This window comes from Paenibacillus xylanexedens, assembly GCF_007676705.1.
GTDB classification, from domain to species: Bacteria; Bacillota; Bacilli; order Paenibacillales; family Paenibacillaceae; genus Paenibacillus; species Paenibacillus xylanexedens_C.
Window position 1 is genome coordinate 1,489,789 of record NZ_VEBF01000002.1, and the last position, 26,982, is coordinate 1,516,770.

Consider the following 26,982-nt stretch of genomic DNA (forward strand, 5'->3'; position numbering starts at 1 on the left):
ATTGATAAATAAAGGAGATTACAGGATGACAATTAAGATCGGAATTGATTATTATCCAGAGCAATGGACACCGGAGTTATGGGAGAAAGACGCCGTACTTATGCAAGAAACAGGAGTTGCCGTTGTGCGAATGGCGGAGTTCGCCTGGAGCCGAATGGAACCGACTGAAGGTAATTATCAGTTTGAATGGTTGGATGCAGCTATAGAAGTATTCGCTTCGCGTGGCATGAAAATTGTGTTATGCACCCCCACCAATACCCCGCCGAACTGGATGACAACCCGTTATCCGGATGTGCTGCCCATGGATGAGCAACACCACATTATCCGGCCAGGTGTGCGTGGTCATCGTTGCAACAACAGCCCTTCGTTGAGAATGCTGGGCTCTAGATTTGTGGAAGCGATATCACAGCGCTACGGTAAGCATCCCGCCGTCATCGGCTGGCAAATCGATAACGAGATGCACTACCAGGAGTGCCATTGTGATACATGCAATCGTGCATTTGTCGCTTGGCTGCAGAAGCGTTATTCCAATCTGGAGGAGTTGAACCTGGAGTGGGGTACGGTCGTCTGGAGTGGGGAGTACAGCAGCTGGGCTGAGGTAACAACGCCGCTCGGTGCCAGCAAACCGATGAATCCTTCCTATCTTCTGGAGTACAAGCGGTTTTGTTCCGACAGCGTAGGCTATCTGCTGGGATGGCAGCTTGAGATTTTACGTCGTAACTGTCCAGATCAATTCGTGACGCATAACATGTGGCAATATCCGAATAGCCTGGACTATTATGATATGCACAACGAATTGGACTTCGTCTCTGTCGATTATTATCCGAATGAGCTGTATCGCGATTATGGCGATCGGTTTCCGAGAAATGGTGCGCTTACGCTGGACTTGGTTCGCGGCATCAAACGCCGGAATTTCTGGGTAATGGAACAGCTCAGCGGAGCACAGGGCGCCTGGATGCCGATTCAGCGCACCCCCTATCCCGGACTGATCCGGGCTCGCTCCTGGCAGACAATCGCCCGCGGTGCCGATATGGTCGTCCATTTCCGCTGGCGGAGTGCTACCGTAGGAGCCGAACAATTCTGGCACGGGCTGATCGACCACAGCAATGTTCCTGGACGCAGGTTCAGGGAATTCGCGGAGCTTACTCGCGAGGTGAACCAGTTAGGAGAACTGCTCGCCGACTCGACCATTGTTACCCAGGTTGCGATTCTGCATTCGCATGATCAGCATACGGCGCTTTCCCTTCAGCCGCAGGCGGAAGGAGGAATGCACTATATAGACAACTTGTCCTCTATGCATAATGCATTTTTGAAAATGGGCATCGGTACGGACGTTATCAACTGGACTGAGGAGCTCAATGGGTACAAGCTGGTCATTGTCCCTTCCCTCTTCCTGTTAAGTGAAGAAGTAGCACAGCGGCTGGAGCGATTCGCAGCCAAGGGCGGTACGGTTGTCCTCACCAATCGGACTGGCGTGAAGAACATGAGGAATGTATGTGAGATGTTGCCTCTGCCTGGGCTACTGGCTGAAGCGGCGGGTATTGTCGTAAGTGAATATGATGCCATCGGCAACAGTGAGCATCGGATACGGAACGCGGAGGGCAAGACATTCGCTGCGAAGCAATGGTGTGATCTACTGGAACTGCGAGGGGCAGAGCCGATCGCCTGGTATGACAACGACTTTTACGAAGGTGTACCGGCGGTTACTGTCAATAAGCTTGGTGAAGGTGAAGTGTATTATGTTGGCACTTGGCCGGAGCCATCGTATTTCTATCAGCTGTTTGAAGACATATTGAAGGAAAAGGATTTGGCGCCCAAAATACAGTTGCCGGAAGGTGTCGAGCTGTCGATTCGAACGAAGGGGGAGCAAAACTTCCTCTTCCTGATCAATTTGACGAATGAGCAACGAGAGATTACGCTGGACGTTCCTTATCGCAGCTTGTTGACTAACGAGAGATTGGATCAGAAGTTGACTCTTCCAGCTCTGGGAGTAGATATACTAACTGTATAAGATCAGCAGCTTTTCTTATTTAAGAAGGGATGTCTCACAAGGCTTACAACCTTGAGGGACATCCCTTCTCTGCTTTCACTAACATCCACCTAATCTGAATAAGAGTATTGCCAGTTAGTTCATCTTATTTGATTTTGATTTCCAGTTCATCCTTCTTCGCTTCCTGCAAATCATCATAGACCTTATCTGGTTTACCACGAAGTTTTAATACCATGGACTCCGGATGGTCCAACAGATTGCTACTGAAAGAATACATCATTCCGTCTTCCGTTCCGCTCCCGCCTACCATGGATAACTTGGTCTGTTTCCCGTTTTTAGTGGTAGTTACAATCTCAAGAGGCTGAACGACTTCACTGATCGACAACTTCGTTTTGTAATCGATCTCTTGCTCCGGCTCAAAAACAATTCTAACCCGAGTCACAAGCGGTGATAATTCCACTTCGGACAACGTAACTTCATGACCCCCAACGGTAAAGGTCCGATTAACGTTGATGATTTCCGTTTTGGGGATAGAGAACTTGGGATCCAGTGCAAAAGAAAGATTCATTTTTTTGGAATATTTATATTTTCGTTCCTTTTCCCCTTTTTCTGAATTTCCCACCACATCTGGAACAACGGAAGAAAGCTGGAATTGAAGATTCACTTGCTCAGGCAGTGGTTTATTTCGATTACGCTCAATTGTATTCCGGCCATAAATGGTATGTTTATCATTCGAAAAATGCATACCTCCTATATTTCCGTTATCAAGGACATAACCTGTTTTTGCATCCGTCATCTTGGTATTGACTATCGAATAAATCTCTTGCGAAGCATCCGTTCTGGCGGTATACAATACGGTTATCCTGTTCTCATCCGCCATAACCGCGTTCACGGTAAACTGATATATTCCTGATGTCACCGTCCGATCCACGAGTTGCACATAACCATTATTGAGCGTTGAAGTAATCGTTGCACGGTCCATATCCGAAGTTGCCAACTCACGAAAGGGTTCAAGTACTCCCCAATGGGGCATAGGCTCAGTATATGTTGCCGGTTGTTGCCCATAGTTTCCAAGCGGGCCTATAAGAAACCAACCCGCAGCCAGAACCGTGACTAGCACTGCCGTGATCCATTTGATACGAACAGTCCTACCTGATCGTTTTGTTCTGGCCTTTGCGAGACCACGTTGAATTGCCGCAGTCGTGTCCGCCGGATTCCATTGCTGTTTCTCTCTTTTCACCTGATATGCGTCTGCAAGAAGTGCTTTCTCCTCCGGGTTAGTGGTCATGCCAATCCCTCCTATTCCTCATCAACTTGCGCAACTGTTGGAGTCCCTTGTGCTGCCAGGTCTTGATCGTACCTTCCGGTTTGCCGAGGATGGAGGCAATATCCGTCAGTGTCATGTCGTTATAATATTTCAGCAATAATACATGGCGATATTTCGGTTTCACCTTTTGCAAAAGAGATTCCATAGCGATTCGATTATCATCAACGCTAATCATCCAAGACGCCGGAATGCTGTCCTCTATATCCTCCTTCGCCAGAGGTGTCGCCCGCTTGCGGCGCCTCTGCTCATCAATGCAGACATAGATCAGAATCCGAATGATCCAAGACTTGAACGCCTTCTCATTGTTCAGCGTACGACGCTTGATCCAAGCTCGGCATGTCATCTCCTGCACAGCTTCCAGCGCATCTTGCCGATTACGCAGGTAACTGTAGGCAATAGAAATGAGCGTATCTTGATACTCCATAATGGATTGCACAAATGCCGTCTCGTCTTCGGTCTGCACATAGATCCTCTGGTTCATCTCTGCTTTTGTTTCCACCCCGCATCCCTCCTTCTCTCTCTTTCTGTGGTATAAGACGGGTGAGTGAATCAAACGGTTTTTATTATTTGCTCATCAAAAAAAGCTCCGCCATCATCCTGAGGGAGCTTGATTACCTAGCACTTCAGCCGAAGATATTCTGATTGTCGTGTAATTTTAGAAACTTCATATCAACTAACTTACAGATTACCCGTTATTTCGATTCCATCAGCCGACTGCAGATGAGTTCTTACCCAAGTGGTGAACTGATTCAAAAACATCCGTAATTCAGGCTCTGCAACCACCTGTTGATCCAGCTCTAATAGAATCTCCACCCACACTTCCTTCGTAATGGGATTGTCCCAGCAGGAATCAAGTGCCTTCATCTCTTCTCCAGATCGAGGGTCAGTTAACGGGAACATTCGATCCAATGCCGGACGAATATGATCAAAGTCTTCATTATATATGAACAGCATATCTTCCATCTCTACTTCGACTGATTCTTGTATGTATAAGGGTGATAAAACAAAACCCACATTCCGCTGCGGACCTTGATACTGATAAATGAGTGCAGGAATAGTCCTCTTTGATCTTTTAGCCATATAGAATCATCCTCCTGTTTCAGGCAAATCTCCTACCGATCAGAGTTCAAACCAGGTTAAACCGCCATCAACCTGCCTGGTTTCTCGCTCCATCTGTTGCATCCAACTCCGCGCCTCTTCGCCCCCGATATGAAACAAACAGTAGATATACAACTCTCCGTCGACCGTCTCTTCCAATCCAGAAGCCTCTTCCACCCACACTTCAAGCGCTCTAGGCCAGGAAGGATCTTCACGTTTCAGTACAAAACCATTGGCATGGTGTTCCAAGCTGTACATGTCGGTAAACGTTAATGCACCTGCCAGACGTTTCACGACTTCAGGTAAAATCGCGGGCTCCATTGTTCTAATCCCGTATTCCCAGCCCACATGTACGACCTCCTTCAGTCTTCTTTTGCTCCAGATGATTGCTTTTGTTCATGTATTTGATGGATTGAACGATCTAACCACAACTCGTACCAATCCAAAAAATGCAATCGATTCGTATTGCCCCAATACTGATCAGGATAAATTCCATTTCGGTTGGCCCGGTCATCAACCCAGATTTCTCCGTAGGAGGCTCCCTTAACGATCAGATTCATGGAAATGCCACAGCCAAAATCACTGATGCGCAGCATGCCTGCTGACCATTTTGGATCAAAATATTCTTGCTCTAGCACATCCCATTCCTCTTCTTCCTTGCTGTCATCGAACCAGTCATAGTTCCAGTTCCATGCTTCCGTGAATTGGAAAGGGTCCGAGACTGCGTTCAACTCATCGTCATAACCCAGCACTGCGTATACCCCGTCATCGGGGAGTTCCAGTCCGTAATAAGGCCCTGCACCGCCAGCTCCCATATGGAGAAGCCAAGCCTTATACTCCCCAGGCAACTCTATCCGCCATTTCTGTTCGAACTGCGCGATATCCTCTTGTGTCCATACAGGTGCCATCTCATATTCATGGTTTTCTGCGCCGAAAAGGTCCAGATCGGGGTCCAAACTTCGGAGATTCTTCATCTTTTCACGCATTCGTTCCAATTGCACCTTGTACATGGCTTACTTCTCCTCCCTCACTACTCTATTAACGGTCTTTCGACAACGTACCCGCGTAGCCTCAGTTCATCCAGTGCTGCTGCCACATCTCGCTGAGGACACAGCTGCTTAATCAGGCTGGCAGTCAATGGTTCTTCTTCATATACTTTAGCTACGGCTCCCAGCGACAATTCCTGTAAGTCATAGTATGCTTTGGCCCAATCAACGTAATCTTCCGGGTTCTTCTCCATATACCCCAGCAAAAAGTCCGCTCCACCTCCGGTGTCCGCTTCGTCTTCTTCGGCTATCGCCAGCTGAATCCAGCTACCAACCTTCCATTGCAAGTCGTCTCCTTCCTGCCACAGGCAAAAGGTGACATCCTCCAGGGCCAATGTCTCCTCATGATGCCGCAGAACAGCCATCAACGTCTCTGGCACATCATCGTACATGCCCGGATAGATTTCTCCATCCTCACGGGCATGTGGGCTCAAAGGTGACTCATGATCGAATCCTTTGATCAACGTGCCCGAATCTGTAAACAATACATGCAGATGATCCCCTGCTCCATTATTAATACTCCCCCATGCCACACCAGGCTGAAGCTCAGCATCATAACTATGTACGCGCAGCCATTCTTCCTCGGAAAAAATGATGTCCAATGCAGCGAGTATCCTCATCCGTTTATGCAGAGTATGTGCATTCATTGTTATCTCGTTCCAATCCTGCATATGAACCCCTCCTGTCTGTTCGCATATGTACATCACATCCGGATTAATTCATCCAGCGTGTTCTTACCCTGCATACTTGGTTTCATGAGAATCGAGATGCGACTGGCTTCTCTGGAGATGATACAAGCATAGTTTCCCGGCTTTAATTGAAACAGAACCCCTTCACACGACTCATCCGGCTCCAGCTCACCGCCACTGACATCCTCTGCTGCTCCCAGATAAACGTTGCCCGACGGAACTTGCAGATGATAGACACTTCCCTGTTCGGCTATGAAATCTGGCTTTTGATCTGAATCTGCATCCTCCAGGCTCCATTCCACCTCATATACTCCATCCGCACCCAGATTCAGGAACAGACAATGGCCTGCATTCACCTCAGCCAGTTCATCCTCCGGTATGGACCACCAGTCTGAAGTATCCTCTACACGATGCTTCAACGCCGCCAGATCATACAGGCACAATGTTGCCGTATCTGTAACCATTTGAAATGTTCCTCGCATGTTCAACCGTCCCTTCGATCTGATTCAGGTCCGATATAGAACCATATCCCACCATTATATCAAGGCTCATACACGTGTAAAAGGAACCCAGGGGCCAACTCTGCTTGCGCAACTCTTCATTTCTGGTTCCAAACGGTCGATATAAGCATAACTGACTTTTTTGAATTTGATGGAGGAAGCCATGTCAATTAACAATAGAAAAGAACCCTTTCGCTACACATTGAAGGAACCGATCCACTTTGAGATCTATATTCTCAGCATCAACGGGGTCATTGCACCACCGAAACCCATTCAGGCCGAACTCTGCGATATCAGTCGATCCGGCTGTCAGCTGTCATTTCCGCTGTCCCTTCCTGTAGAGAATAACGATATTCGGATTGGAATGAATATGCTGCTCTTTGAAGACCCTCTATATATGGAAGGCACTCTCCGCTGGGGTCAAGAAAAAAATACCTCATGGCATTATGGTGTTCAACTCGAAATGCAGGATGGGAACCAGGACCGTCTCTCTCGAGAGATGCGAATGCTTGCAGGACAAGGCAAAATTATCGTGAAATAGTTAATTAGCCATATAGCCTGATAACAAAAAACAAAAAACAGCCCAATCAAATTGGACTGTCGCAAGATGAAACTCTTTATGCCGCTTTACTTACTGTCGCTGGTTGTTCCATTTTGGACCAGTTCACGGTTTTTTCAAGAACCAGTGAGACCAATACCCCAATGACGAGACCATTACTTATGATCGGAATGAGGTACATGGGCAAGGTTTGAAAGGCCTCAGCAGGAATATTCATGACCGCAACTCCCGTAAGGACCGGCAGCGCTACACGATAGATCGTTTTAGAATTAAACGTTGTACCTTCAAGCGTTCTTAGTGCCGTGCCGAACATCTGAAGATAAGCCACGAACAAAACCGCACTGCCGACGCTTGGTGGTATTTGTGCAAAAAATGCTGTCACTGAAGGTGTAAGACCTATCACACATAACATCCCCGCTCCAATTATCAAGGCAGCACGACGCAGAATGCGAGTACTCTCCAAGAATCCGATCGATGATGCAAATAAACCAAAGGGCAGCACACCTACACAGGCTGACAACATCGTGAACAGACCCGTTAGCGTATAGGAATGCCTATACTGACGGCTTGTTGTTTCTGTCCGGTATAGTTTCTCAACAGTGCTTAATGTGGTGATCGAATTCGTCATGTTCACCAACCCCACGAAAAATGCAGTAATGACGATCCCCGGTTCCCATCTGGGTGCTCCCCACGGAAACAGTTCGAGACCTGCCGGGGCCTGATTAGGCTGTCCGCTATGCTGTCCAGGAAACAATAGACTATAAGCGATCCAGCCTGCCACAATCCCAATCAGGATCGCGTAGTTCCCCAGTTTCCCCCTACCCTTTAATTGAATCAATGCCACCAAAAATGCAATGACAACGGACAATGCGGCAACAGGCAGATCGAAACGACCAAACTCCGTATATCCAATCATACCTTTGAAAAAATTCATGGTTAATTGAATCGTCATTAGAAACAACATGGCACTCTTCACCATAGGTGTGAACAGCTTTTGCAGCACTTGCGCTGCCCCCAGCCAGCCCAGAATCGCCATCGTTAGTCCCGCTAACAGGAAACCTGCAGCCAGCCCACCGCCAATACGCTCCAGACTCATACCCGCAGATGAAGCAGATACCGTCAAGCTTAGCGTTAGTCCCCACCATAATCCTGACGGACCATCCATGACCGCATACCGATGACCGAATACAGCTTGAAGAATACACACCGCTCCAGTGAGTATAAATGCGTGCTGCATGGAGGCAGCGATGGCATCCGGGGACAGATGAAAGTTATGTCCAATGGATAGTGGAACAACAACGGTATTGGTAAAGAGAAAGAAAAACCATTGTATGCCTGCCAGAATCAGTGCAGATACGTCCTTCATATTCTTTTGTGAAAAATGCTCTTGATGTCTGTTCATTTGTTAGAAATATCCTTTCACTGTTCTGTATCATAAATGCATAAGTCTCTTCAGACTTGAGTTAGTAGTCGTTCCATGTCGGCATATTGATGCTGGCGCGCATGTTCGAGCGGTGTAATCCCGTCCCGATCCGCAATCTTTGGATCTGCACCATACTTCAAAAGCAGGGCAACAATCTGCTGATGACGCAGTCCACCATCTCCCAAAATGACCGCTTCCAGTAAGGCTGTCCACCCCAGATTGTTGATATGGTTCACATTCACATCGCTGCGTGTCAGCAGAAGTTCCACGATGTCCACATGGCCCCGATCCGCTGCAGGGATAAGAGCTGTACCGCCGAAACGATTTGTTAAGCTGGTATCCGCACCCCCGGCAATAGCCAATTCAACCATGTCATACATACCCTCAGCACTCGCGTATAATAGCAGGTTGTCCAATCGTGTATCCTGAAGATTAATGTCCGCTCCAGCGTCAACTAACATCCTTGCCGTATCTATCTTGTTACCATGTACAGCTGCCATCAGAGGTGTTCTCCCCAATGCATCCTTTTCATTCAACCGGCTACCTTGTGTGATATATCGAATGACCTCATCGGTATGCCCCGCTTGAGCGGCATCATGTATTGTTCTACCCACGTTGCTTCATCCTCCAATGTAAGGTCCTTCTACTGTTTTTCATTCAGGTGTGCAAATCTAATGTATGGTAACATAAGATCGTAGTATATTAAAAATACATGTTTTGTTGGCTTTCCATACGAATTACATATACATGCAAGCGAAGGAGAAAATCATTTGGATATCAAACAATGCCGCTATTTCATTGCCATTGCCGAGGAAAAACAGATTACAGCCGCTGCCCGAAGACTGCACATGGCTCAGCCACCTTTAAGCCAGCAGCTTAAGTTAATGGAAGAAGAGCTCGGCGTGATTTTGTTTGAACGCAAAGGACGCATGATGGAACTAACACAGGCAGGTCGCAGCTTCTATGATTATGCGGTTACTTTGACCAAATATATGGAGGAAGCTGTAATGGAGATGCAAAGTTTCCGTCATGGCATCCGGGGCAAACTTGCGATCGGCATCAATACCATATCTGATCGTCTGATCCCGCAAGCACTTCAGCAATTTCGCACCACACATCCACAGGTTACCTATAAAATTCAGCAAAATGAGTCTGCACAATTATGCCGATTGTTGGAGGATGGCAAAGTCGAACTTGCCTGTGTACGCATGCCTGTCCAGACAGAACGCTATGAAGTGCTTCACCTGCCACAGGAGCGACTCTTTTATATTTCTTCGACACCGCTGGAACACCCTTCAGAAATGGAGCTAGGAGCGGAGATGGGAACTTATTTCGAACAGCTTACAGGCATCCCTCTACTGCTTCCAAGTACAGAGGGACTCGGCATGTTCGAGCTAATTCTGGACAGGTTTCGGGAGCACCAAGTTACTCCCTCCATCATGGGTGAGTGCTCAGACATTAATATGTTGCTGGAGTTGGTCCGACTTGGCTTCGCCAGTTCCATCGTGCCTCATACGGTACTGCAGCTATACCAAGAGCACCCTTTCCACGTATATCGCATTCAGGATCAGCATTCCACGGTTGGCTCGGCGCTGGTCTGGCTACAGAACCGCTATCTGTCCAAGTCCGCACAACACTTTGTGCAATTGGTGCAGGATATGATTCCCGTGGTGTAGAACTTGATAAGAAAAAAAGCAGCAGCTTTACCGGAATGTATTCCGGTAAAGCTGCTGCTTCATTTTTATAGTTAAGCTTTAGCTGTGAACAACAAGTCTTTTTCTTTGATCGTAGTGCGACCAGCAGATTGAATGGACTCATACTGATGCATATTCGTAATAATAACAGGTGTAATCGTCGTGTAACCGGCTTTTTCGATCTCTTCCCGGTCAAACTCCATCAGTACATCACCTACGGTAACCTTCGCACCTGCTTGAACTTTAGGAGAGAAGAATTGACCTTTCAGCTTAACAGTATCAATCCCGATATGAATCAACATCTCTGCTCCGGTATCACTTACCAGACCAATAGCATGTCCACTCTTCGATAACGAGAATACTGTACCGTTGATTGGAGATACCACACGTCCCTCAGATGGTTGAATCGCGAATCCTTTACCCATAATCTCTTCAGAGAATGCAGGGTCTGGAACTTCGCTCAGCGGTTTAACTTCACCTGTGATCGGGCTGAATACTTGCTCATCTTGTGCTTTTGCTTCTTCAGTTACAACAGAAGTCGTTGCTGCTGATTTTGCAGGCTCAGCTGCTGGTGCTGCTGGCTCAGTTGCATTTTCTTCCTGGAACCCAAGAATGTACGTCAGTACTGCCGCAGCTACGATGGCAATCAAACCACCAGCCAGAGCATAGAGCAGTGTGCTAATTGCTGGACTGATAAATGCTGCCACACTCGGCAGACCTGCAAGTCCTGTAATAACGTACGATTTAACATTGAAGATACCCATGAATCCACCGGCAATCGCTCCCCCGATAAGGGCTGCAATAAACGGTTTTTTGAACTTCATGTTGATACCGTACATCGCTGGTTCCGTAATCCCCATGATAGCCGTAAGACCTGTGGAATAAGCAAGGGATTTGGTTTTGCTATTTCTCGATCTGAGACCTACACCAAATGCCGCGCCACCTTGTGCCAAGTTAGCTGCAAACATCAGTGGAATGATAAAGTCGTAACCCAGTGTTGTCATTGAACCAACAACGATCGGCAACAAAGCATAGTGCATACCTGTAATGATCAGCAGTGACATCGTACCACCAATCAGGATACTTGCGAAGATGGACATGTTATCGAACAACCATGAAATACCACCGGACAAACCATTACCAAGAACCGTACCCAATGGACCTACTGTCATCAACGTCAGTGGAACCATAATTAACAGTGTTACTGTTGGAACAACCAAGAGTTTAAGTGAAGCATGTGTTACACGATCAACGGCCTTCTCTACATAAGAAGCTATCCAAATGGCGAGAATGATCGGAATTACTGTGGAGGAATACGTTGCGGCAATGACTTTAATGCCCGCAAATGTCGAATCCCCTTCAGCAAGTAACGCGGTAATCGTTGGATGCATAATACCTGCTGCAAGTGCCGCGCCAATGTACATATTGCTACCCAGCTTACGTGCAGCACTTATCGCCAGAATGATTGGCAGGAAGTAGAATGCACCGTCACCGATTGCAGACAAAATGATGTATGTCGAGCTGGTATCGGACAACCACCCCAGGGCAACCAGGATAGCCACGATCCCTTTGATCATACCTGCACCTGTAATCGCTGGCAGAATCGGTGTAAATATACCGGAAATGAAGTCGAACAACGCACTTACCGGATTTCTCTTTTTCTTCTCCCCAGTTGAAGCACTTGATGTTGCATTATCTGCGTTTGGAGATTTGGACATGTTGCCAACAAGTGCGTTATACACGACAGGTACATCATTACCGATGATGACCTGGAACTGTCCACCGTTCTCCATAACACCCATAACGCCTGGTGTATTTTTCAGCGTCGCTTTGTCCGCTTTTTGGTTGTCATTGAGGTTGAATCTGAGTCTTGTCATACAGTGTGTGACTTGATCAATGTTCTCTTCGCCACCAACAAGCTTCAAAATATCCTTGGACAATTGTTGTGTATCCATTGTGTTTTGCTCCTTTTATGTGTAATGAAGGTTAAAAAAAAACCTAAACACTGAATAATGACAAAGCAGAAAAGCTTATCATTATTCAACGTTTAGGTTTTGCCTTTTTAGCAGTAACAATCCCAATTTTATTCGATTGTTTGTTCATTTCTGACAACTCGTTCAATATGAATGGTCAGATACAGTATTTCTTCCTTGGACAACACCCGATTATAGATCTTACGAGTATAGTCACTGATCCTTACTGCACATGCATGTGCTTCCGGATACTGCTTGCTCACCAAGTCATGAAGTGGATTATCTTCTTCTTTATCTTCAATCGCCATTCCTTGCAACACACGTTGGGCAAAGAACTTCAGATGAGTTAAAAATCGATAATAACTCAATGAATCTTCATCAAGCTCGATTACAAAACTACGTCTTACAATGTTAAGTATGTCCTTAACGATATTCGTAATGCTGATCGTTTCCCTCATCTCACCGTTCATCTGGGCATTAACCAGATGCATCGCAATGAATGCGCATTCGTCTTCGGGAAGCAGGACACCTAACGTTTCCTCAATAATCTGTAGCGCCTTGAGTCCAATGGCATATTCCTTCCGGTACATGCGCTTGATTTCCCAAAACAGTGCGTTACGGATCTGCAATCCTTGACGATGTCGATCAATGGCAAAATGAATATGATCCGTCAGTGAAATGTAGATGCTTTCATGCAGCTTCTCACCTAACACCGTCTCGGCATAACGGATAATCTCATCCGAGCACTCGACATATTCAACCGGGATATCAGACAGAAGTGTTTTGAGTTTCTGTGATACTTCCTTACTTTCAAGCGAAAATATTTTTTCGACGAGACTCTCGTCTATCGATTCACCAGTATGCTTTTTGAAGGCAATTCCACGTCCCATAACGACCAGTTCGTTTCCTCCCGGATCAATTACGGTAACTACGTTGTTGTTCAGCACCTTCTCAATTTTCATTTCTTCACATCACCTTGCACCGTCAAAGTAGTAAAAGGCAAAACCAAAGCAGGTCACGAGATATGCCCTGCTTCTGGTTTTGCCTGATTGAACAGTAACAATCCAGTTATTCATTAGCCTTAGGCCCATCTTACCATATAATTATCCATATGACAATGTTTTTGTGAAAGCGGTTAATGTGCATTAATGTGACATAAGAAGGTGCATGTACAACCATGCTTTAAGAACTAATATTTACTCGTTGTTGTTCTTAAGACTTGCGCCATTCGTACCAATAACTTCTTTGTACCAGTGGAATGATTTTTTCTTGTAACGATCCAGTGTTCCTGAACCATCATTGTTGCGATCTACATAGATGAAGCCATAACGTTTCTTCATTTCGGCAGTTGAAGCACTCACCAGGTCAATACAGCCCCATGACGTGTAACCCATCACTTCTACGCCATCTTCAAGAGCTTCTCCCACTTGTACTAAGTGATCATTCAAATATTGAATACGGTAATCATCATTCACTGTTTTATTGCCATTTTCGTCCGTAATCAGCTCATCTACTGCTCCTAGACCATTTTCGACAATAAACAATGGTTTTTGATAACGGTCCCAGTATTTGTTCAGGGTTACGCGTAGTCCTTGCGGATCAATCTGCCAGCCCCACTCGCTCGCTTTGAGATAAGGGTTTTGCACACCTGCGAACAGGTTTCCTTTTCCTTCAACCCGTTTCTCCGGATCACCTGTCTCACAGATACTTACATAGTAACTGAACGAGATAAAGTCTACGGTATGCTTCAGAATTTCAGCATCGCCGTCTTCAAACTTGATATTGATATTATTCGCTTTGAAATAACGGTTAATGTATTTCGGATAGTAACCACGTGCATGGATATCAGCAAAGATATCATTGCGCTGTTCAGCATGCATCGCTGCAACCACATCATCCGGATTCGGAGTCAGCGGATACGTAGGCATGCTCAGTACCATACAGCCGATTTTGGCTTCAGGCATAATTTCATGACCCAGTTTAACAGCCAGGGCACTGGCTACCAGTTCGTGATGGATCGCTTGGTACAGATCCTGCTTGGACAGTTCTGCTTTTGGCGTGTAGATCCCGCCGCTCATGAATGGCTCCTCCAGAATGGAGTTAATCTCATTGAATGTCAGCCAGTATTTTACTTTACCTTTGAAACGGTTGAAAAGCACTGTTACATAACGCTCGTAGAACTCGATCATTTTACGGTTAACCCAGCCATCATACGTTTTGGACAAGTGCAGGGGTGTCTCATAGTGAGAAATCGTTACGAGTGGTTCAATACCGTATTTGTGACACTCATCGAACAGGTCATCATAGAATTGCAGACCTTTCTCGTTTGGCTCCAATTCATCACCTTTAGGGAAGATACGGGACCAAGCGATGGATGTACGGAACACTTTGAAGCCCATTTCGGCAAACAGTTTAACATCCTCTTTGTAACGGTTATAAAAATCAATCCCGATCAGTTTCAGGTTGTCCTCTGTAGGACCTTCCGTTCTCGGTGTTGTAATCCCGTGAGGCATGACATCTTGAACAGACAGGCCTTTGCCATCTGTATTATAAGCTCCTTCAAGTTGGTTGGCTGCTACAGCGCCGCCCCATAGGAAATCCTTCGGAAATGGTGTAGTCATATCAATCATTCCTCTCTAAATTAACGATATTTTCATTCTTTGTCTAAATGCAATACTCTATCCTTTGCCGACAGGAAAAAGCGGACAATCTCCAACTAAAAGGGCCATCAGGAATATTAGATTCCTTGAATGCCAACTTTCGTGTTAGGTTTTGCCCGCTTTTTATGCGGTAACAATCCTGAAAACGGGAGAACTACAGTTGCTCACCATTGCTTGCAATCACGTTTTTGTACCAGTCAAAGGAATCTTTCTTGGAACGTTTCAGTGTTCCGTTACCTTCGTCATCCAGATCGACATAGATGAAACCATAACGTTTGGACATTTCGGAAGTCGACATACTCACAAGGTCAATCGGGCCCCATGCTGTGAATCCAATCAGATCCACACCGTCTTTGATAGCTTCTTTCATTTGTTCAATGTGTTTTTTCAGGTAATCCACACGGTACGAGTCATGGATAGAACCATCTTCTTCAACACGGTCATATGCACCCAGACCATTTTCAACGATGAACAATGGTTTCTGGTAACGATCCCAGAAGTTATTCAGGGTTACGCGCAGACCGATCGGATCGATCTCCCAGCCCCAGTCGGACGCTTCCAGATAAGGGTTTTTCACGCCGCCAGTCAGGTTACCCGCTGTTTCTTCCTTGTCTGCGGATGCAGATTTGGTTACGGACATGTAGTAACTGAAGGAGATGAAATCAACGGTATTGTTCAGCAAGATCTCATCATCGCCTGCTTCTTTTTGAATCACGATGTTGTTTTCTTCAAAATAACGAGCCATGTAGTTCGGGTATTTACCACGAGCATGCATATCCGTGAAGAAGAGGTTGATCTGATTCTCATGTTGAGCCAGACGAACATCTACCGGATTACATGTTGCTGCATAAGTTTCCATACGTGCAAGCATACAACCCACTTGGGAACCAGGGATAATTTCGTGTGCAAGCTTCGTTACCAATGCACTTGCTACAAATTGATGATGCAGCGCTTGATAAGTTGTTTGCAGCTTGTTGTCCACTTTATCGATCAGAATGCCGCCACCAGTGTACGGGCTGAACAGCATGACGTTAATTTCATTAAACGTCAGCCAGTATTTCACTTTATTTTTATAACGGTTAAACACCGTTTCTGCATAACGAACGTAGTGCTGGATCACTTCGCGGCCAGCCCAGCCATTATATTTTTGTGTCAAGCCTAGCGGGGTCTCATAGTGAGACAATGTAACGAGTGGCTCAATACCGTATTTCAACAATTCGTCGAAGACTTCATCGTAGAATTTCAAACCAGCTTCATTCGGCTCTTGGTCATAACCGTTCGGGAAAATACGGGCCCAGTGAATGGACAAACGGAAAACTTTGAAGCCCATTTCAGCGAACAACGCAATATCTTCTCTAAAGTGATGATAGAAATCAATACCAAAACGTTTCGGGAAACGTTCTTCAATTTTGCCGGAGAGGATCTCTTCAATTCGGGAAGAGGAAATTTCCATGGCATGTCCGCCTGTACGCTTCTCTTTCGGAACATGAGCGATCATGTCCGCTGTGGAGAGGCCTTTGCCGTCCTTATCGAATGCACCCTCCAATTGATTGGCAGCTGTAGCGCCGCCCCATAGGAAGTTTTCGGGGAATCCTTTTTTTGCCGTGGTCATGAACAACAACCTCTTTTCGAAATTTATTTTGGTTTTTCCAGGTAACGAACTGTAATTCAGAGCAGAAAACAAGAAAAACCTAAACTCAAGGTAAAATAGCACCAAAAAAAGGGGCTTTCATTTCACCATCAGTTTAGGTTTTGCCTGTCTTCACAGTTACAATCCATCAAAAGATGTTATTGCGTATTCTGTTTGTGTTTGCTCTTGTTATGTAAGCGTAACATATCTATTTTGCAAAATCAACTTCACTGGATCTTATGATCGTTCGCACACTCTCTCCATCGGAAAATTAACGCGGCATACGCATAATGGCTGCCCTTAATGCCTGCGCTCCTTCCTCTGTTTCTAGGTAAGCAGCGGGACTTTGGTCCCCTAAAGCCGGGATATCTTTCGCCAGCCATTCAAAAGCGTACTCCCCCATTTCACACCAAAGCACCCGACTTATATCCGCCGGAATCCCTTGTACTCGCGCACGTTCTGCCCAAGTGGGGTCCATCTTCTGTTCAAGTTCTTCAAACCGTTCAGAAAATGAGTCCCATCTTGCCTGCTTAAACTCCCTGAAATAAATACCTTTCATACTCATGTAATTTCACTCCCCATATCGCCATTTGTAACCCTGTGGTCCTATTTAAAACAATTCATCCTAAAGCCGCTTGAAACGACTTCTGTAACAGGTAGACTTAATTTTAAATGTTTTTTCGGGGGAAAGACTAGTACAGGAGGATTCAGAAAATGACTCACGAAGAAAATACATCCGGTTGGGATGCGATTGATAAAGCCATCGGTGATCTATACGGTGAACAAGAGCCAAGACACTACGGCACTGCCCTTCCGTATATGCTCGGCGGACCTGATCCACTTGATGGTATCAGCGTCTATGCTGTCGATAAACCTATGCATCATTGGCATTTTGTCACCTATGGTTTCTCTGAATTATATGAAAAAGAGATGCAGGATTCATCCAAGAGCGGGTATGGATTCGAGCTCACGTTTCGTCTTACACGTAATGAAGAAGAAACCGAACCGCCAGCTTGGGCGCTGAATCTGCTACAGAATGTAGGACGTTACGTGTTCAACAGCGGAAATATATTTCAGCCAGGAGATTATATGGACACCAATGGTCCGATCTGTCTGGAGTCGGATACACTGCTGACAGCTCTCGCTTTTATAGAAGACCCTGATCTGCCCGAGTTATCAACACCTAATGGTTCAGTGAAGTTTATTCAGATCGTGGGTATTTCAGGTCGTGAACTGGAGATGATTCAAACTTGGAATACGCGTGGCTTTCTCTCTGCATGTTCCCATTTCATGCCCAAATATGTAACGGATCTCATGAGAAATTCGTACGCAGATATTCCTTCGGTTATGCAGGCGGTCCAACATGGAATTGAAGAGGACGGGTCCAGCACAGCCTTTTTATTCATACAACAACTGAGTTGGGAGTCCTCACACAAAAAAATACTGCAAAAAACGGTTCCGGCCAAACTCCAGCTTGGAGCCAAACAAGCCGTACTAGTTGGCACCATCCTTCGCAGCCGAATTTCGAAAGGTGCCTCTCTATCCTTGATCGGACCGGATACTAATATTCTGTTCGAAGCAGGAGAACAGCCAGCCGTATTGGAATCGGACAGACAAATTACCCTGACGGTGAACACGCAGATTGTTGAGGAACTGGCACAGAACCTTCGTCCGGTTGAAGGGACATTCGAGATGGTTTCGTTAGATCATATTATCGTTCAGATTGTTAAAACAGAGATTAAGAACCAGGAAGGACACGTCATTCAAACGATTGGGTAAGACACCCTCAGATTCAGTAAAAGAACAACGTTTGTATTCAGCGATTGTGCAGCAAGGAGGAAATAACATGTCTGCCGTTACACTTGCCTCACGGCACAACGAGTCCGTTACTCGCACGCATGTAGCAGGAACGGCTCCGTTCGAATATTCACCAAAATCCAGTCTGGACAGGCTTCGCAAAATCAATCACTTTCTGATTCATGCATTCCAGAACAGTATCTCGGATATCAAAGAGAATTTAACGGGCACCTATCTTTTTCTACTCACAGATACGGACGGTGTGTTACTCTCCATGGATTACAGTTCAGATCTTGAAGCTGTGGTGGAACATTCCCCTATATGTCCGGGTATGATCTTCACTGCAAAGAGCTGTGGAGTTAACGCCATATCAGAAACGATGGATAACAATAAGCCTGTACTGCTGCTGCCCCAGCAGCATGAAAGTCCTTATTTTCAAAGCTGGCATTGTTACGCCGCACCTCTGTTCATGGGATCGCAACATTTCGGTTATCTGGATGTGTCCACCATTAATGCAGATATGCAAGGTGAACTGATCGCCATTGCCAAGCTAATTCCAGCGTACATGCAGAACTGTTATCAGAGCCAACAGACTGCTGAACTGAGCGACAAACCGGCGGTGGAGTTCACCGAGCGTCAGTTAACGATTCTGGAGATGATAGCCGGAGGCCTCACGGTAAAAGCCATTGCTTTGAAATTAAAGATCAAGGAATGCACCGTGAATCATCACAAAAAAGTGATTTTTAACAAATTAGGTGTGCAATCCAGCACAGAAGCTGTTTCAATTGCCAGCCGAATGTCTTATGTATAGAAGACCCCTATAGATTCCTATAGGTAGTAAATGAGAACGTTTGTGCTACAATTTAGGAAACAGCAACATGTAGAGAGAGAAACAAACACACACATTTCAGGAGGGTAATATGACAATTCCAAAAAAAGCTTCTTTATTCGCCATGCTCATTATGATTATGCTGGTAGCAGCCGCTTGCGGTGATAAAGCAGATAACAACGCTGAAACAGATGATTCTACCCCGACAGAAACAACGACTGGCACTGATACTGACACGGCAAGTACGGAAAATACAAAGAACACAGAGAACACAGAGCCAGCTGGCGAAGAGTCCAAAGAAACCGATAATTCCCAAGACGTTGAGCTGGGGACGACGGAAAAAGGTTCTTACTCCAATGACTATTTCGGCGTATCTCTGAAATTCCCGGAAGCATGGGAGTTCCAGGATGCTGCAGGCATGAATGAGCTGACAAGTGCTTCATCCGAAGCGATTGCTGGTGATGATGAAACGAAGAAAAAACAAATTGAACTGTCTCAGACCAAAACATTGAATCTGCTTATGGCTTCTAAGTACCCATTGGACGGAGGTCAAGTTGGCCCTTCCGCTATGGCCATTGCTGAGAAAGTAAGCTTGTTGCAAGGCATTCGTACAGGTAAAGACTACTTGGAAGCAACCAAGAAATTCATGATGGATAGCCAGTTCCCTTACGATTATAAAGAAATGACAACGGAAACCATCGGTGGTAAAGAGATGGATCTGATGCAAATCACGATGGATGCAGGTGACGGTTCAACGATTACTCAGGATTACTATAGTACGATTATTGAAGGCTATGCTTTCAACTTCATCTTCACTTACATTGATGATAAGACCAAAGCCGAGATTGATACCATCAAGAAATCGGTTCAATTCAAATAATCGCTTTCGATTACTGCCATTATACAAAGCACACATAACTCAACCCCGACAATGATCTATGGAGATCATTGTCGTGGTTCTTTTTTTACTGAAAAAAGATGTCCTGCACTAGCTAGATATGGCTACCCAGTGCCCTTCCGTGATCTCTACCCACTTGGAATGTTCGAGATTATAACGGTCCTCTACTTCAATATTTTCTTTTGTTGTTTCTTTTACAACATGTCTCTTTTTCTTCGCTTCTACCGCCGGATCAGGTACAGGAATAGCAGATAGCAATGCCTTGGTGTAGGCATGTTGCGGGTTGGAATAGAGTTCTTCACTCTCTGCCAGCTCAACAATCTTCCCGTTATACATCACCGCCACTCGATCACTGATATGTTTAACCATGGACAAGTCATGGGCGATGAAGAGATACGTCAAGCCTAATCGTTGCTGCAATTCTTCAAGTAGCTGTACGATCTGAGCCTGTATCGATACATCCAGGGCAGACAACGGCTCATCACATACGATGAATTCAGGTTCCACAGCCAGAGCTCGTGCAATACCGATTCGCTGTCTCTGCCCACCCGAGAATTCATGCGGGTAACGTTGCGCATGGGTGGGATCGAGACCTACCATCTCCAGTAATTCCTCCACCCGCTTCTCCCGCTGAGATGCAGTACCTGCAAGTTGATGTATATCAAGCGCTTCTCCAATGATATCCATAATCCTCATTTTGGGATTCAGAGATGCATAGGGGTCTTGGAAGATGATCTGCATATGTCTGCGCATCGTTTTCATCTCCGAAGCTGACAAGCGATTGAGCGGGACTCCTTTAAACAGTACATCTCCACCCGTTGGCTCATGCAACCGCAGAATCGCACGCCCCGTGGTTGATTTTCCGCTGCCGGATTCCCCCACAACGCCAAGTGTCTCTCCTTGACGAATATGGAAGCTGATATCATTCACGGCCTTTAAGGTGTTGCCTTTCCCCAGATTAAAATGTTGTCTGAGCGATTTCACCTCAAGCAACGGCTGATCGTCTTCCAGATCTCTCGGGACCAATGATACAGGTTTCGGCTTTTTCTTTTGATCCAGGCGTGGTAATGCATTCAGAAGTCTGATGGTATACGGGTGTTTGGGATTAGCAAAAATCTCTGTTGTTGTCCCGGTTTCCACAATCTGTCCTTCTTTCATAACAACAACCCGATCACACATGCCTGCTACTACGCCCAGATCATGCGTGATCAGAATAATTGATGTACCCAGTTGGTCCTGCATATCTTTCATCAAATTCAGAATCTGAGCCTGAATGGTAACGTCCAGTGCGGTTGTCGGCTCATCGGCAATGAGCAATTCAGGGCGACAAGCAAGTGCAATACCGATCATGACCCGCTGGCGCATGCCTCCGGAGAATTCATGCGGATATTGGTTGTAGCGTATTTCGCTACGAGTTATCCCCACCCGTTCCATCATCGCAATAGCCTGCTTCTTGGCTTCCCTTTTGGACACTTTCTGATGTTTGATCAGACTCTCGGAGATCTGTTTACCTACTTTAATGGTCGGATTAAGAGAACTCATCGGGTCTTGAAAGATCATGCCAATATCGCGCCCACGGATGCTTTCCATCTCTTTCTGCGTTTTATTGGCCAGGTCGACCCCTTTAAATAGAATCTCTCCATTTTTCATCTGCGAAGGCGGGGAAGCAAGCAGCCTCATAATGGAACGTGCTGTTACACTCTTTCCACTGCCCGATTCGCCTACAATGCCCAGCGTCTCGCCTTTGTGCACTTCAAAACTCACTTCTCGCACTGCCTGAAACTCACTCTCTCCAGAATGAAAAGAGACAGATAGATCGTTAACTTTCAATAAAGGTTCCATGTTATCACCAGCTCTCATCCGTTTTTCACATACACATATGTATACAATTATTACCTTGACAATTGTTTAGACCCTAAATAATATATACTATATCAATCGGAATAATGCAATTTAAACCTGAATGAAAGGAGGCACGCTTGGTTTGAATCTTGCAGAAGGCAGCAGACTCTCGCGGTTGGTGCACAATTTAAGTTTTATTTATGGCAAAATGCTGCTTCATCCTTCCTACCGATATGTTCTGTTCATTCTTGGATTACCGATCAATCTGGTCGTGTTTCTAATATGGCGTTCGAATCGAAAAAATGACGGCTGGGTAGCTGCCAGACAGACGGCTGAGCAAGAACTGCTCGCTTCTTCTTACCGGAACAAGCTGAAGTTGGAAGTGGAAGATCAGCTGCGACGCAAACATCGTTTCTTCCAGCAACAGGTCAGTGAGGAAGAATTCAGACGTCAGACAGAGGAATGGTTGGAAGAGACGGTTCAGAACGAGTTGAGGGAGCGGACTTCTCGCAAACTTCAGGAACAGGGAAGTCACCGTCTAACAATGGCCGATACGTTCCGTTCGCTTTTGGAAAAACCGTGGTTTTTCGCGATATCCATTATTCCCGGCTGTCTGATGTATGGCATCCTGTTTTTGTATGGAAATCCTTATCTAAAGTACATATTTGAAAGAATACTGATGACGGTATTCGTCATTCTGGGCGTAGCAACACTCGTATTTACGATTTTGTATCTGTCTCCGTTCAACCCGGCAGCTAACATTCTCGGAGAGACAGCAACGCAGGAACAGATTGCAGCATTCAATCAGGTGTATGGCTTGGATCAGCCTTATCTTACACAGCTTTGGAACAATATTAAGGGAGTTGCTCTCTTCGATCTTGGCAAGTCTTTTGCGGGAAATGAAGATGTCACAGCAACGATCGCAAGGAAGTTCCCGATTACATTGACCCTCGCGGTCATCTCCCTGCTATTAGCACTTGTCATTGCATTGCCCATCGGTATCATCTCAGCGATTAAGCCTAATTCATGGTTCGATTATACGTTTATGTTTATCGCTCTGATTGGATTATCGATCCCGAATTTCTGGCAAGGACTCATTTTCATTCTGAATTTTTCAATCAAATTGCAGTGGCTTCCCGCTACCTTCAACCCGCAAAATTGGTTGTCGATCATTATGCCAACCATTGTGCTGGGCACGGGACTCACGGCTGCGGTGGCACGGATGACTCGATCTTCTACACTGGAAGTTATTCATGAGGATTATGTGATGACTGCCCGTGCCAAGGGGTTAAGCGAACGTCAGGTCATGCTGAAACACGCTGTACGCAATGCATTGATTCCCATCGTAACTGTGGTTGGACTTCAATTCGGTGCCATGCTGGGCGGGGCAGCAGTGACGGAGAAAGTGTTTAATATCAGCGGTCTCGGCAGCTATATTGTGGATAAGCAATTTATCCCCGATATTCCGAGTATCATGGGCGGAGTAATCTACACAGCAATTACGATCTCCATTATTAATGTAGCGGTTGATCTGCTGTACGCTTTTATTGATCCAAGAGTGCGCTCCAAGATGAAACAATATTAAAGTGTGTGTTGAACTACCTTTTAAAGCAGGTGTACTATGACAAACTCGTCCTTAACACAAGAAATGCGTTTCCGGCTAAAGTCTTCTCGAGAATACAGTCAGGCAAGCTTCGCCTGGATCACGTCCCTTCTCTTGACTGCATTATTGCTGTTCAACAGTTATGACTGGAGCGAGCAGGCGTTCAAACCATTTCTGCTAACGATACTTGGGATCTATGTATTCTTCACACTGGTCCAAAGTATCATCACCTTTCGGATTCGAAGAGACTTGATCCGTACGGGTACGATCTCTACTCTGACCCGCAGGATCGCCTGGATTCAACTGCTTGCCATCATTTCAGGCAATATATTTATCGTAACGGCAGCCTTTCATCTGATTCGAAAAGCCAGGAATGTGGAGTATACCTTTGCAGTGTATATGCTGTTAACCCAGTTGTTCGTGATCGGTGTATCTGCGTTAAATGTTTTCAAACCCTATGTGGCTGACAACTTTCTGCCAGCCATGGCGGTGCTCCTATTTATTCTCGTCATTGACCTGGTCGTACTGATTATCGTATCCCGATATAACGCGACCTCTATCCTCCCTCGCTGGATGATAGGTGTCAGTGTAGTACTGATTCTGACCTCGATCACAGGCAATGTATTTGCACTATTGCTCGGCATTTCCATTATTGGACGAATTCGCAGACAGGGGAAACAAAAATCAAACTTCTGGAATGATCTGTGGGAGCGACTTGCTCCGAATATGACTGCGATGTCCGGTTTGTTTTTCATCATTTTCCTGTTCTCGATATCGATCTGCAGCTTCTTTACCTTTGATTACAGCATGGCTGTGGAAAATAACTACTCGGCTCTGCTTCAATCCCCTTCCCTGGCGTATCCCTTGGGAACGGATGACTTCGGACGATGTTTATTTTCCCGGATTGTATTCGGTGCCCGGATCTCCTTGATCGTAGGCTGCATGTCGACCATCATTCCTGTGTTGATCGGTGGAGTCCTCGGCGCATTCTCCGGCTTCTACGGAAGGCATACGGATAACATCATCATGCGGCTGCTCGATATTCTCTATGCCATTCCGGGAATTCTGCTCGCCATTGCGATTATTGCGGCGTTCGGAGCCAATACGATCAATCTCATTCTGGCGCTAAGTCTGGGATCAATTCCAACGTACGCCCGTACCATGAGAGCCAGTGTACTCTATGTATCTACTTTTGAATTCGTGGAAGCTGCACGTGCACTGGGGTACAACAATCGGACTATTATTTTCAAACACATTATTCCCAACTCACTTGCACCCATGATTATCAAATCCACACTTACAATTGGTGGAGCGGTTATCGCTACCAGCAGTTTGAGTTATCTCGGACTCGGTGTAGAGCCGCATATTCCGGAATGGGGTAACATTCTGAAGCTCGGCAGTACATACCTGGAGACCCACTCTTATCTGGCGATTTATCCAGGCTTGGCTATTATTCTACTGGTTCTTTCGTTTAACTTTCTCGGTGACGGCCTGCGTGATGCGCTTGATCCCAAGCTGGAGAAAGCATAAACGATTCGTTGAACTGATACAGAAAAAAGAATTCACACATCACACATTCAAGATATGGAGGGTAATCCCATGAAAAAACGTACACTGATCTCATTGCTATTAATTCTCGTCATTGTGATATCTGGTTGCAGCGTAAAAACCAAGACGGAATCCCAGGCGGAGACCACACCAGCGGACACAACTGAGACTGCACAAAAACCGGCAGACATTGAACTGCTCGCCATGAGTTCTTCCGAAAATGATGTAAACATTGTCCGCGACCAGCTGACCAAAAACGGCTTCAATGTGAAGCTGAACCTGCAGCCGGATTACGGCAGCTTCAAATCCCAACAGGATGCAGGGAATTATGACGTTGCGTTATCCAGCTGGACAACGGTAACGGGAAATCCCGATTATGCGGTACGTTCCCTTTTCAAAACAGGTGGAGATTACAGTATTCTCGCCGATGGGGAACTTGATAAACTCATCGATCAGGCAGCTACCCAAACGCCAGATCAATACAAGGACACATACAAACAACTGGAAGATCGCTTGGTAACTGACCAGGCTTATATCGCGCCTTTGTACATTTCCCTGAAAAGTCAGGCTGTGAACAAAGACATTCTGAATGTCGACACGGTTCGTCTCTCCAAATCCCGCGCCATGGCTTGGGAACCGATTGAATTCAACGACAGCTCCAAAAATGCCACAGACCCGTTGATTCTGACGCAAAGTGCATCCGTACTGACTTCCCTTGATCCTATCAAAGGTAATGACGGTTCTATCAACCAGTTTAATACCAATATGTACGTACGTCTCGTTAACTTGACGGATGACGATCAGCTGACAGCAGATGGATCACTGTCCCATAACTTCAGTATTGCTGAAGGAAATTCGGACTACTACTTCATTCTCAGAGATGATATCAACTTTGCGAAGATTGATAACAAAAAAGCTGTAGATACAGGAGAACGTGTGGGTGCAGATGATGTCATCTTCTCCCTGGATCGTGCTAAAAATAAAGATTCCGTTCCGGATCACCGGACATACAGTCTGCATGAACACATCAAAGAAGCTGAAGTTGTAACGGATCTGAGTGCATTGCAATCCATCAAACAATCTAGCGGCAACGGTACCATTCTGGAAGCATTGGAACAAGGATTGGGTGGCAAAATTAAAGAACTCGTGACTGACAAAACCAAGGCAGATAATAGTGCAGGTAAATATCAGGTGGTTAAACTGACCACAACTGAACCTTTCCCGCAAGTACTGAACTATCTGGCTCACCAATCTGCTGGCATCGTGTCCAAAAAACAGGTGGAGAGCATCAACACATATGATGTGGCTTCCTTTGATGTCAACAAAGATATTCCTTACGGTGATCAGAACACGGTGACTGAAGGCGCAGCATACAATAACACCCTTTATACTAGCGGACCTTATATTTTGTCTTATAAGAATGACTATGAAGGTGTATTCTTGAAAAACCCGGCCTACCGTAAAGGCACGGAAGATGAGCCGAAAATTGCTCAGGTTAACGTCCGATTCATCGCGGATGCAGACAGCGCCCTCTCTGCTCTTCGCAGCAGTGAAATTCACTTATACTACGGTGTACCTGAAACCAAGTATGACATCATCGAAAATGACAGCAAGCTGAAACTGCAAAGTCTCCCAAGTAACGCTGTCTCCTATCTGTTGTTCAACACGGCCAATCGTGAAGTTGCCAAGAGCAGTGACTTGAGAAAAGCGGTGCTGTACTCCATTAATCAGGATGAGATTTTGAGTTTCTACAAGAACAACAAACTCAAAGCATACTCCACAGTAAGCCCGCTCGTTCAGACCGGGAATGAATTGAAAGCTGATCCTGCAAAAGTAAAAGAATTCTTGAGCAACTACAACGCCTCCAAGTAAACGT

The 26,982-nt window shown here is 45.8% G+C and carries 24 protein-coding genes; 9 read left to right on the forward strand and 15 right to left on the reverse strand.

Annotation, left to right across the window (positions count from 1 at the left end; translation table 11 throughout):
* Window positions 1-25 precede the first annotated feature (25 nt).
* Entirely contained in the window at window positions 26-2,011 is a 1,986-nt protein-coding gene (locus tag FS628_RS16640; RefSeq protein WP_145323586.1) for a beta-galactosidase, read from the forward strand.
* Window positions 2,012-2,135: 124 nt separating this feature from the next.
* Here FS628_RS16640 and FS628_RS16645 read toward each other — a convergent pair whose 3' ends face one another.
* The 7 genes from FS628_RS16645 to FS628_RS16675 form a co-directional block, all read right to left on the reverse strand.
* A complete protein-coding gene (locus FS628_RS16645; protein ID WP_145323588.1) occupies window positions 2,136-3,278 on the reverse strand; it encodes a DUF4179 domain-containing protein in 1,143 nt (380 codons plus the stop codon).
* Entirely contained in the window at window positions 3,268-3,816 is a 549-nt protein-coding gene (locus tag FS628_RS16650) for an RNA polymerase sigma factor (RefSeq protein ID WP_260871064.1), read from the reverse strand. Before FS628_RS16650 ends, FS628_RS16645 begins: the two co-directional genes overlap by 11 nt.
* Before the next feature lie 179 nt (window positions 3,817-3,995).
* Window positions 3,996-4,397 (reverse strand): hypothetical protein, encoded by a 402-nt coding sequence (locus tag FS628_RS16655; RefSeq protein WP_145323590.1) that lies wholly within the window; start codon window positions 4,395-4,397, stop codon window positions 3,996-3,998.
* Window positions 4,398-4,436: 39 nt separating this feature from the next.
* Window positions 4,437-4,763, reverse strand: a complete 327-nt coding sequence (locus tag FS628_RS16660; protein ID WP_145323592.1) for a hypothetical protein — start codon at window positions 4,761-4,763, stop codon at window positions 4,437-4,439.
* Between the two features lie 14 nt (window positions 4,764-4,777).
* Window positions 4,778-5,425, reverse strand: coding sequence for an SMI1/KNR4 family protein (locus FS628_RS16665; RefSeq protein WP_145323594.1), 648 nt, complete (start codon window positions 5,423-5,425; stop codon window positions 4,778-4,780).
* A 20-nt stretch (window positions 5,426-5,445) separates the two neighbouring features.
* Window positions 5,446-6,132 carry a hypothetical protein gene (locus FS628_RS16670; protein WP_145323596.1) on the reverse strand — a complete coding sequence of 229 codons (687 nt, stop codon included), beginning with the start codon at window positions 6,130-6,132 and terminating at the stop codon, window positions 5,446-5,448.
* A 32-nt stretch (window positions 6,133-6,164) separates the two neighbouring features.
* On the reverse strand, window positions 6,165-6,632 hold the full coding sequence (locus FS628_RS16675; protein ID WP_186327832.1) for a DUF6386 family protein: 468 nt from the start codon (window positions 6,630-6,632) through the stop codon (window positions 6,165-6,167).
* Window positions 6,633-6,813: 181 nt separating this feature from the next.
* On the opposite strand from FS628_RS16675, the gene FS628_RS16680 reads away from it, so the two are divergent.
* Complete coding sequence (locus FS628_RS16680; RefSeq protein ID WP_145323600.1) at window positions 6,814-7,191, forward strand: PilZ domain-containing protein; 378 nt, start codon at window positions 6,814-6,816, stop codon at window positions 7,189-7,191.
* A gap of 76 nt (window positions 7,192-7,267) precedes the next feature.
* On the opposite strand, the gene FS628_RS16685 is transcribed toward FS628_RS16680, so the two are convergent.
* Window positions 7,268-8,611 carry a uracil/xanthine transporter gene (locus FS628_RS16685; RefSeq protein ID WP_260871065.1) on the reverse strand — a complete coding sequence of 448 codons (1,344 nt, stop codon included), beginning with the start codon at window positions 8,609-8,611 and terminating at the stop codon, window positions 7,268-7,270.
* Between the two features lie 50 nt (window positions 8,612-8,661).
* A complete protein-coding gene (locus FS628_RS16690) occupies window positions 8,662-9,246 on the reverse strand; it encodes an ankyrin repeat domain-containing protein (RefSeq protein WP_145323602.1) in 585 nt (194 codons plus the stop codon).
* Between the two features lie 156 nt (window positions 9,247-9,402).
* Here FS628_RS16690 and FS628_RS16695 point away from each other — a divergent pair, with 156 nt between their 5' ends.
* Window positions 9,403-10,308 carry a LysR family transcriptional regulator gene (locus tag FS628_RS16695; RefSeq protein WP_145323604.1) on the forward strand — a complete coding sequence of 302 codons (906 nt, stop codon included), beginning with the start codon at window positions 9,403-9,405 and terminating at the stop codon, window positions 10,306-10,308.
* 71 nt (window positions 10,309-10,379) lie between these two features.
* Here FS628_RS16695 and FS628_RS16700 read toward each other — a convergent pair whose 3' ends face one another.
* The 5 genes from FS628_RS16700 to FS628_RS16720 all read right to left on the reverse strand — a co-directional run bounded on the left by FS628_RS16700 (window position 10,380) and on the right by FS628_RS16720 (window position 17,154).
* A complete protein-coding gene (locus FS628_RS16700; protein ID WP_145323606.1) occupies window positions 10,380-12,281 on the reverse strand; it encodes a beta-glucoside-specific PTS transporter subunit IIABC in 1,902 nt (633 codons plus the stop codon).
* A gap of 128 nt (window positions 12,282-12,409) precedes the next feature.
* Entirely contained in the window at window positions 12,410-13,261 is an 852-nt protein-coding gene (gene licT, locus FS628_RS16705; protein WP_145323608.1) for a BglG family transcription antiterminator LicT, read from the reverse strand.
* Between the two features lie 234 nt (window positions 13,262-13,495).
* Entirely contained in the window at window positions 13,496-14,920 is a 1,425-nt protein-coding gene (locus FS628_RS16710) for a glycoside hydrolase family 1 protein (RefSeq protein ID WP_145323610.1), read from the reverse strand.
* A gap of 193 nt (window positions 14,921-15,113) precedes the next feature.
* Entirely contained in the window at window positions 15,114-16,571 is a 1,458-nt protein-coding gene (locus tag FS628_RS16715) for a glycoside hydrolase family 1 protein (protein ID WP_145323612.1), read from the reverse strand.
* 289 nt (window positions 16,572-16,860) lie between these two features.
* Window positions 16,861-17,154, reverse strand: a complete 294-nt coding sequence (locus FS628_RS16720) for an antitoxin Xre/MbcA/ParS toxin-binding domain-containing protein (protein WP_145323614.1) — start codon at window positions 17,152-17,154, stop codon at window positions 16,861-16,863.
* Between the two features lie 149 nt (window positions 17,155-17,303).
* Here FS628_RS16720 and FS628_RS16725 point away from each other — a divergent pair, with 149 nt between their 5' ends.
* From FS628_RS16725 to FS628_RS16735, 3 genes are all read left to right on the forward strand, one after another.
* Window positions 17,304-18,368, forward strand: a complete 1,065-nt coding sequence (locus FS628_RS16725; RefSeq protein ID WP_145323616.1) for a suppressor of fused domain protein — start codon at window positions 17,304-17,306, stop codon at window positions 18,366-18,368.
* A 67-nt stretch (window positions 18,369-18,435) separates the two neighbouring features.
* Complete coding sequence (locus FS628_RS16730) at window positions 18,436-19,197, forward strand: LuxR C-terminal-related transcriptional regulator (protein WP_145323618.1); 762 nt, start codon at window positions 18,436-18,438, stop codon at window positions 19,195-19,197.
* 109 nt (window positions 19,198-19,306) lie between these two features.
* Complete coding sequence (locus tag FS628_RS16735) at window positions 19,307-20,095, forward strand: hypothetical protein (RefSeq protein ID WP_145323620.1); 789 nt, start codon at window positions 19,307-19,309, stop codon at window positions 20,093-20,095.
* A 108-nt stretch (window positions 20,096-20,203) separates the two neighbouring features.
* Here the strand turns inward: FS628_RS16735 and FS628_RS16740 are convergent, their stop codons facing one another.
* A complete protein-coding gene (locus FS628_RS16740; protein WP_313958614.1) occupies window positions 20,204-21,955 on the reverse strand; it encodes an ABC transporter ATP-binding protein in 1,752 nt (583 codons plus the stop codon).
* A 142-nt stretch (window positions 21,956-22,097) separates the two neighbouring features.
* Between FS628_RS16740 and FS628_RS16745 the strand changes: the two genes are divergently transcribed.
* The 3 genes from FS628_RS16745 to FS628_RS16755 all read left to right on the forward strand — a co-directional run bounded on the left by FS628_RS16745 (window position 22,098) and on the right by FS628_RS16755 (window position 26,978).
* Window positions 22,098-23,540, forward strand: coding sequence for an ABC transporter permease (locus FS628_RS16745; RefSeq protein WP_440131286.1), 1,443 nt, complete (start codon window positions 22,098-22,100; stop codon window positions 23,538-23,540).
* 36 nt (window positions 23,541-23,576) lie between these two features.
* Window positions 23,577-25,088: an ABC transporter permease gene (locus FS628_RS16750; RefSeq protein ID WP_145323626.1), complete on the forward strand. Its 1,512-nt coding sequence runs from the start codon at window positions 23,577-23,579 to the stop codon at window positions 25,086-25,088.
* Window positions 25,089-25,157: 69 nt separating this feature from the next.
* Complete coding sequence (locus FS628_RS16755; RefSeq protein ID WP_145323628.1) at window positions 25,158-26,978, forward strand: ABC transporter substrate-binding protein; 1,821 nt, start codon at window positions 25,158-25,160, stop codon at window positions 26,976-26,978.
* The last annotated feature ends 4 nt before the right edge of the window (window positions 26,979-26,982 follow it).

Excerpts from the sequence above, each read along its gene's own strand:
- FS628_RS16640 (WP_145323586.1), top strand. The coding sequence starts at position 26 with ATGACAATTAAGATCGGAATTGATTATTATCCAGAGCAATGGACACCG.
- FS628_RS16645 (WP_145323588.1), bottom strand. The coding sequence starts at position 3,278 with ATGACCACTAACCCGGAGGAGAAAGCACTTCTTGCAGACGCATATCAG.
- FS628_RS16655 (WP_145323590.1), bottom strand. The coding sequence starts at position 4,397 with ATGGCTAAAAGATCAAAGAGGACTATTCCTGCACTCATTTATCAGTAT.
- FS628_RS16665 (WP_145323594.1), bottom strand. The coding sequence starts at position 5,425 with ATGTACAAGGTGCAATTGGAACGAATGCGTGAAAAGATGAAGAATCTC.
- FS628_RS16670 (WP_145323596.1), bottom strand. The coding sequence starts at position 6,132 with ATGCAGGATTGGAACGAGATAACAATGAATGCACATACTCTGCATAAA.
- FS628_RS16675 (WP_186327832.1), bottom strand. The coding sequence starts at position 6,632 with ATGCGAGGAACATTTCAAATGGTTACAGATACGGCAACATTGTGCCTG.
- FS628_RS16680 (WP_145323600.1), top strand. The coding sequence starts at position 6,814 with ATGTCAATTAACAATAGAAAAGAACCCTTTCGCTACACATTGAAGGAA.
- FS628_RS16685 (WP_260871065.1), bottom strand. The coding sequence starts at position 8,611 with ATGAACAGACATCAAGAGCATTTTTCACAAAAGAATATGAAGGACGTA.
- FS628_RS16700 (WP_145323606.1), bottom strand. The coding sequence starts at position 12,281 with ATGGATACACAACAATTGTCCAAGGATATTTTGAAGCTTGTTGGTGGC.
- licT (WP_145323608.1), bottom strand. The coding sequence starts at position 13,261 with ATGAAAATTGAGAAGGTGCTGAACAACAACGTAGTTACCGTAATTGAT.
- FS628_RS16710 (WP_145323610.1), bottom strand. The coding sequence starts at position 14,920 with ATGACTACACCATTTCCGAAGGATTTCCTATGGGGCGGCGCTGTAGCA.
- FS628_RS16715 (WP_145323612.1), bottom strand. The coding sequence starts at position 16,571 with ATGACCACGGCAAAAAAAGGATTCCCCGAAAACTTCCTATGGGGCGGC.
- FS628_RS16720 (WP_145323614.1), bottom strand. The coding sequence starts at position 17,154 with ATGAGTATGAAAGGTATTTATTTCAGGGAGTTTAAGCAGGCAAGATGG.
- FS628_RS16725 (WP_145323616.1), top strand. The coding sequence starts at position 17,304 with ATGACTCACGAAGAAAATACATCCGGTTGGGATGCGATTGATAAAGCC.
- FS628_RS16730 (WP_145323618.1), top strand. The coding sequence starts at position 18,436 with ATGTCTGCCGTTACACTTGCCTCACGGCACAACGAGTCCGTTACTCGC.
- FS628_RS16735 (WP_145323620.1), top strand. The coding sequence starts at position 19,307 with ATGACAATTCCAAAAAAAGCTTCTTTATTCGCCATGCTCATTATGATT.
- FS628_RS16740 (WP_313958614.1), bottom strand. The coding sequence starts at position 21,955 with ATGGAACCTTTATTGAAAGTTAACGATCTATCTGTCTCTTTTCATTCT.
- FS628_RS16750 (WP_145323626.1), top strand. The coding sequence starts at position 23,577 with ATGACAAACTCGTCCTTAACACAAGAAATGCGTTTCCGGCTAAAGTCT.
- FS628_RS16755 (WP_145323628.1), top strand. The coding sequence starts at position 25,158 with ATGAAAAAACGTACACTGATCTCATTGCTATTAATTCTCGTCATTGTG.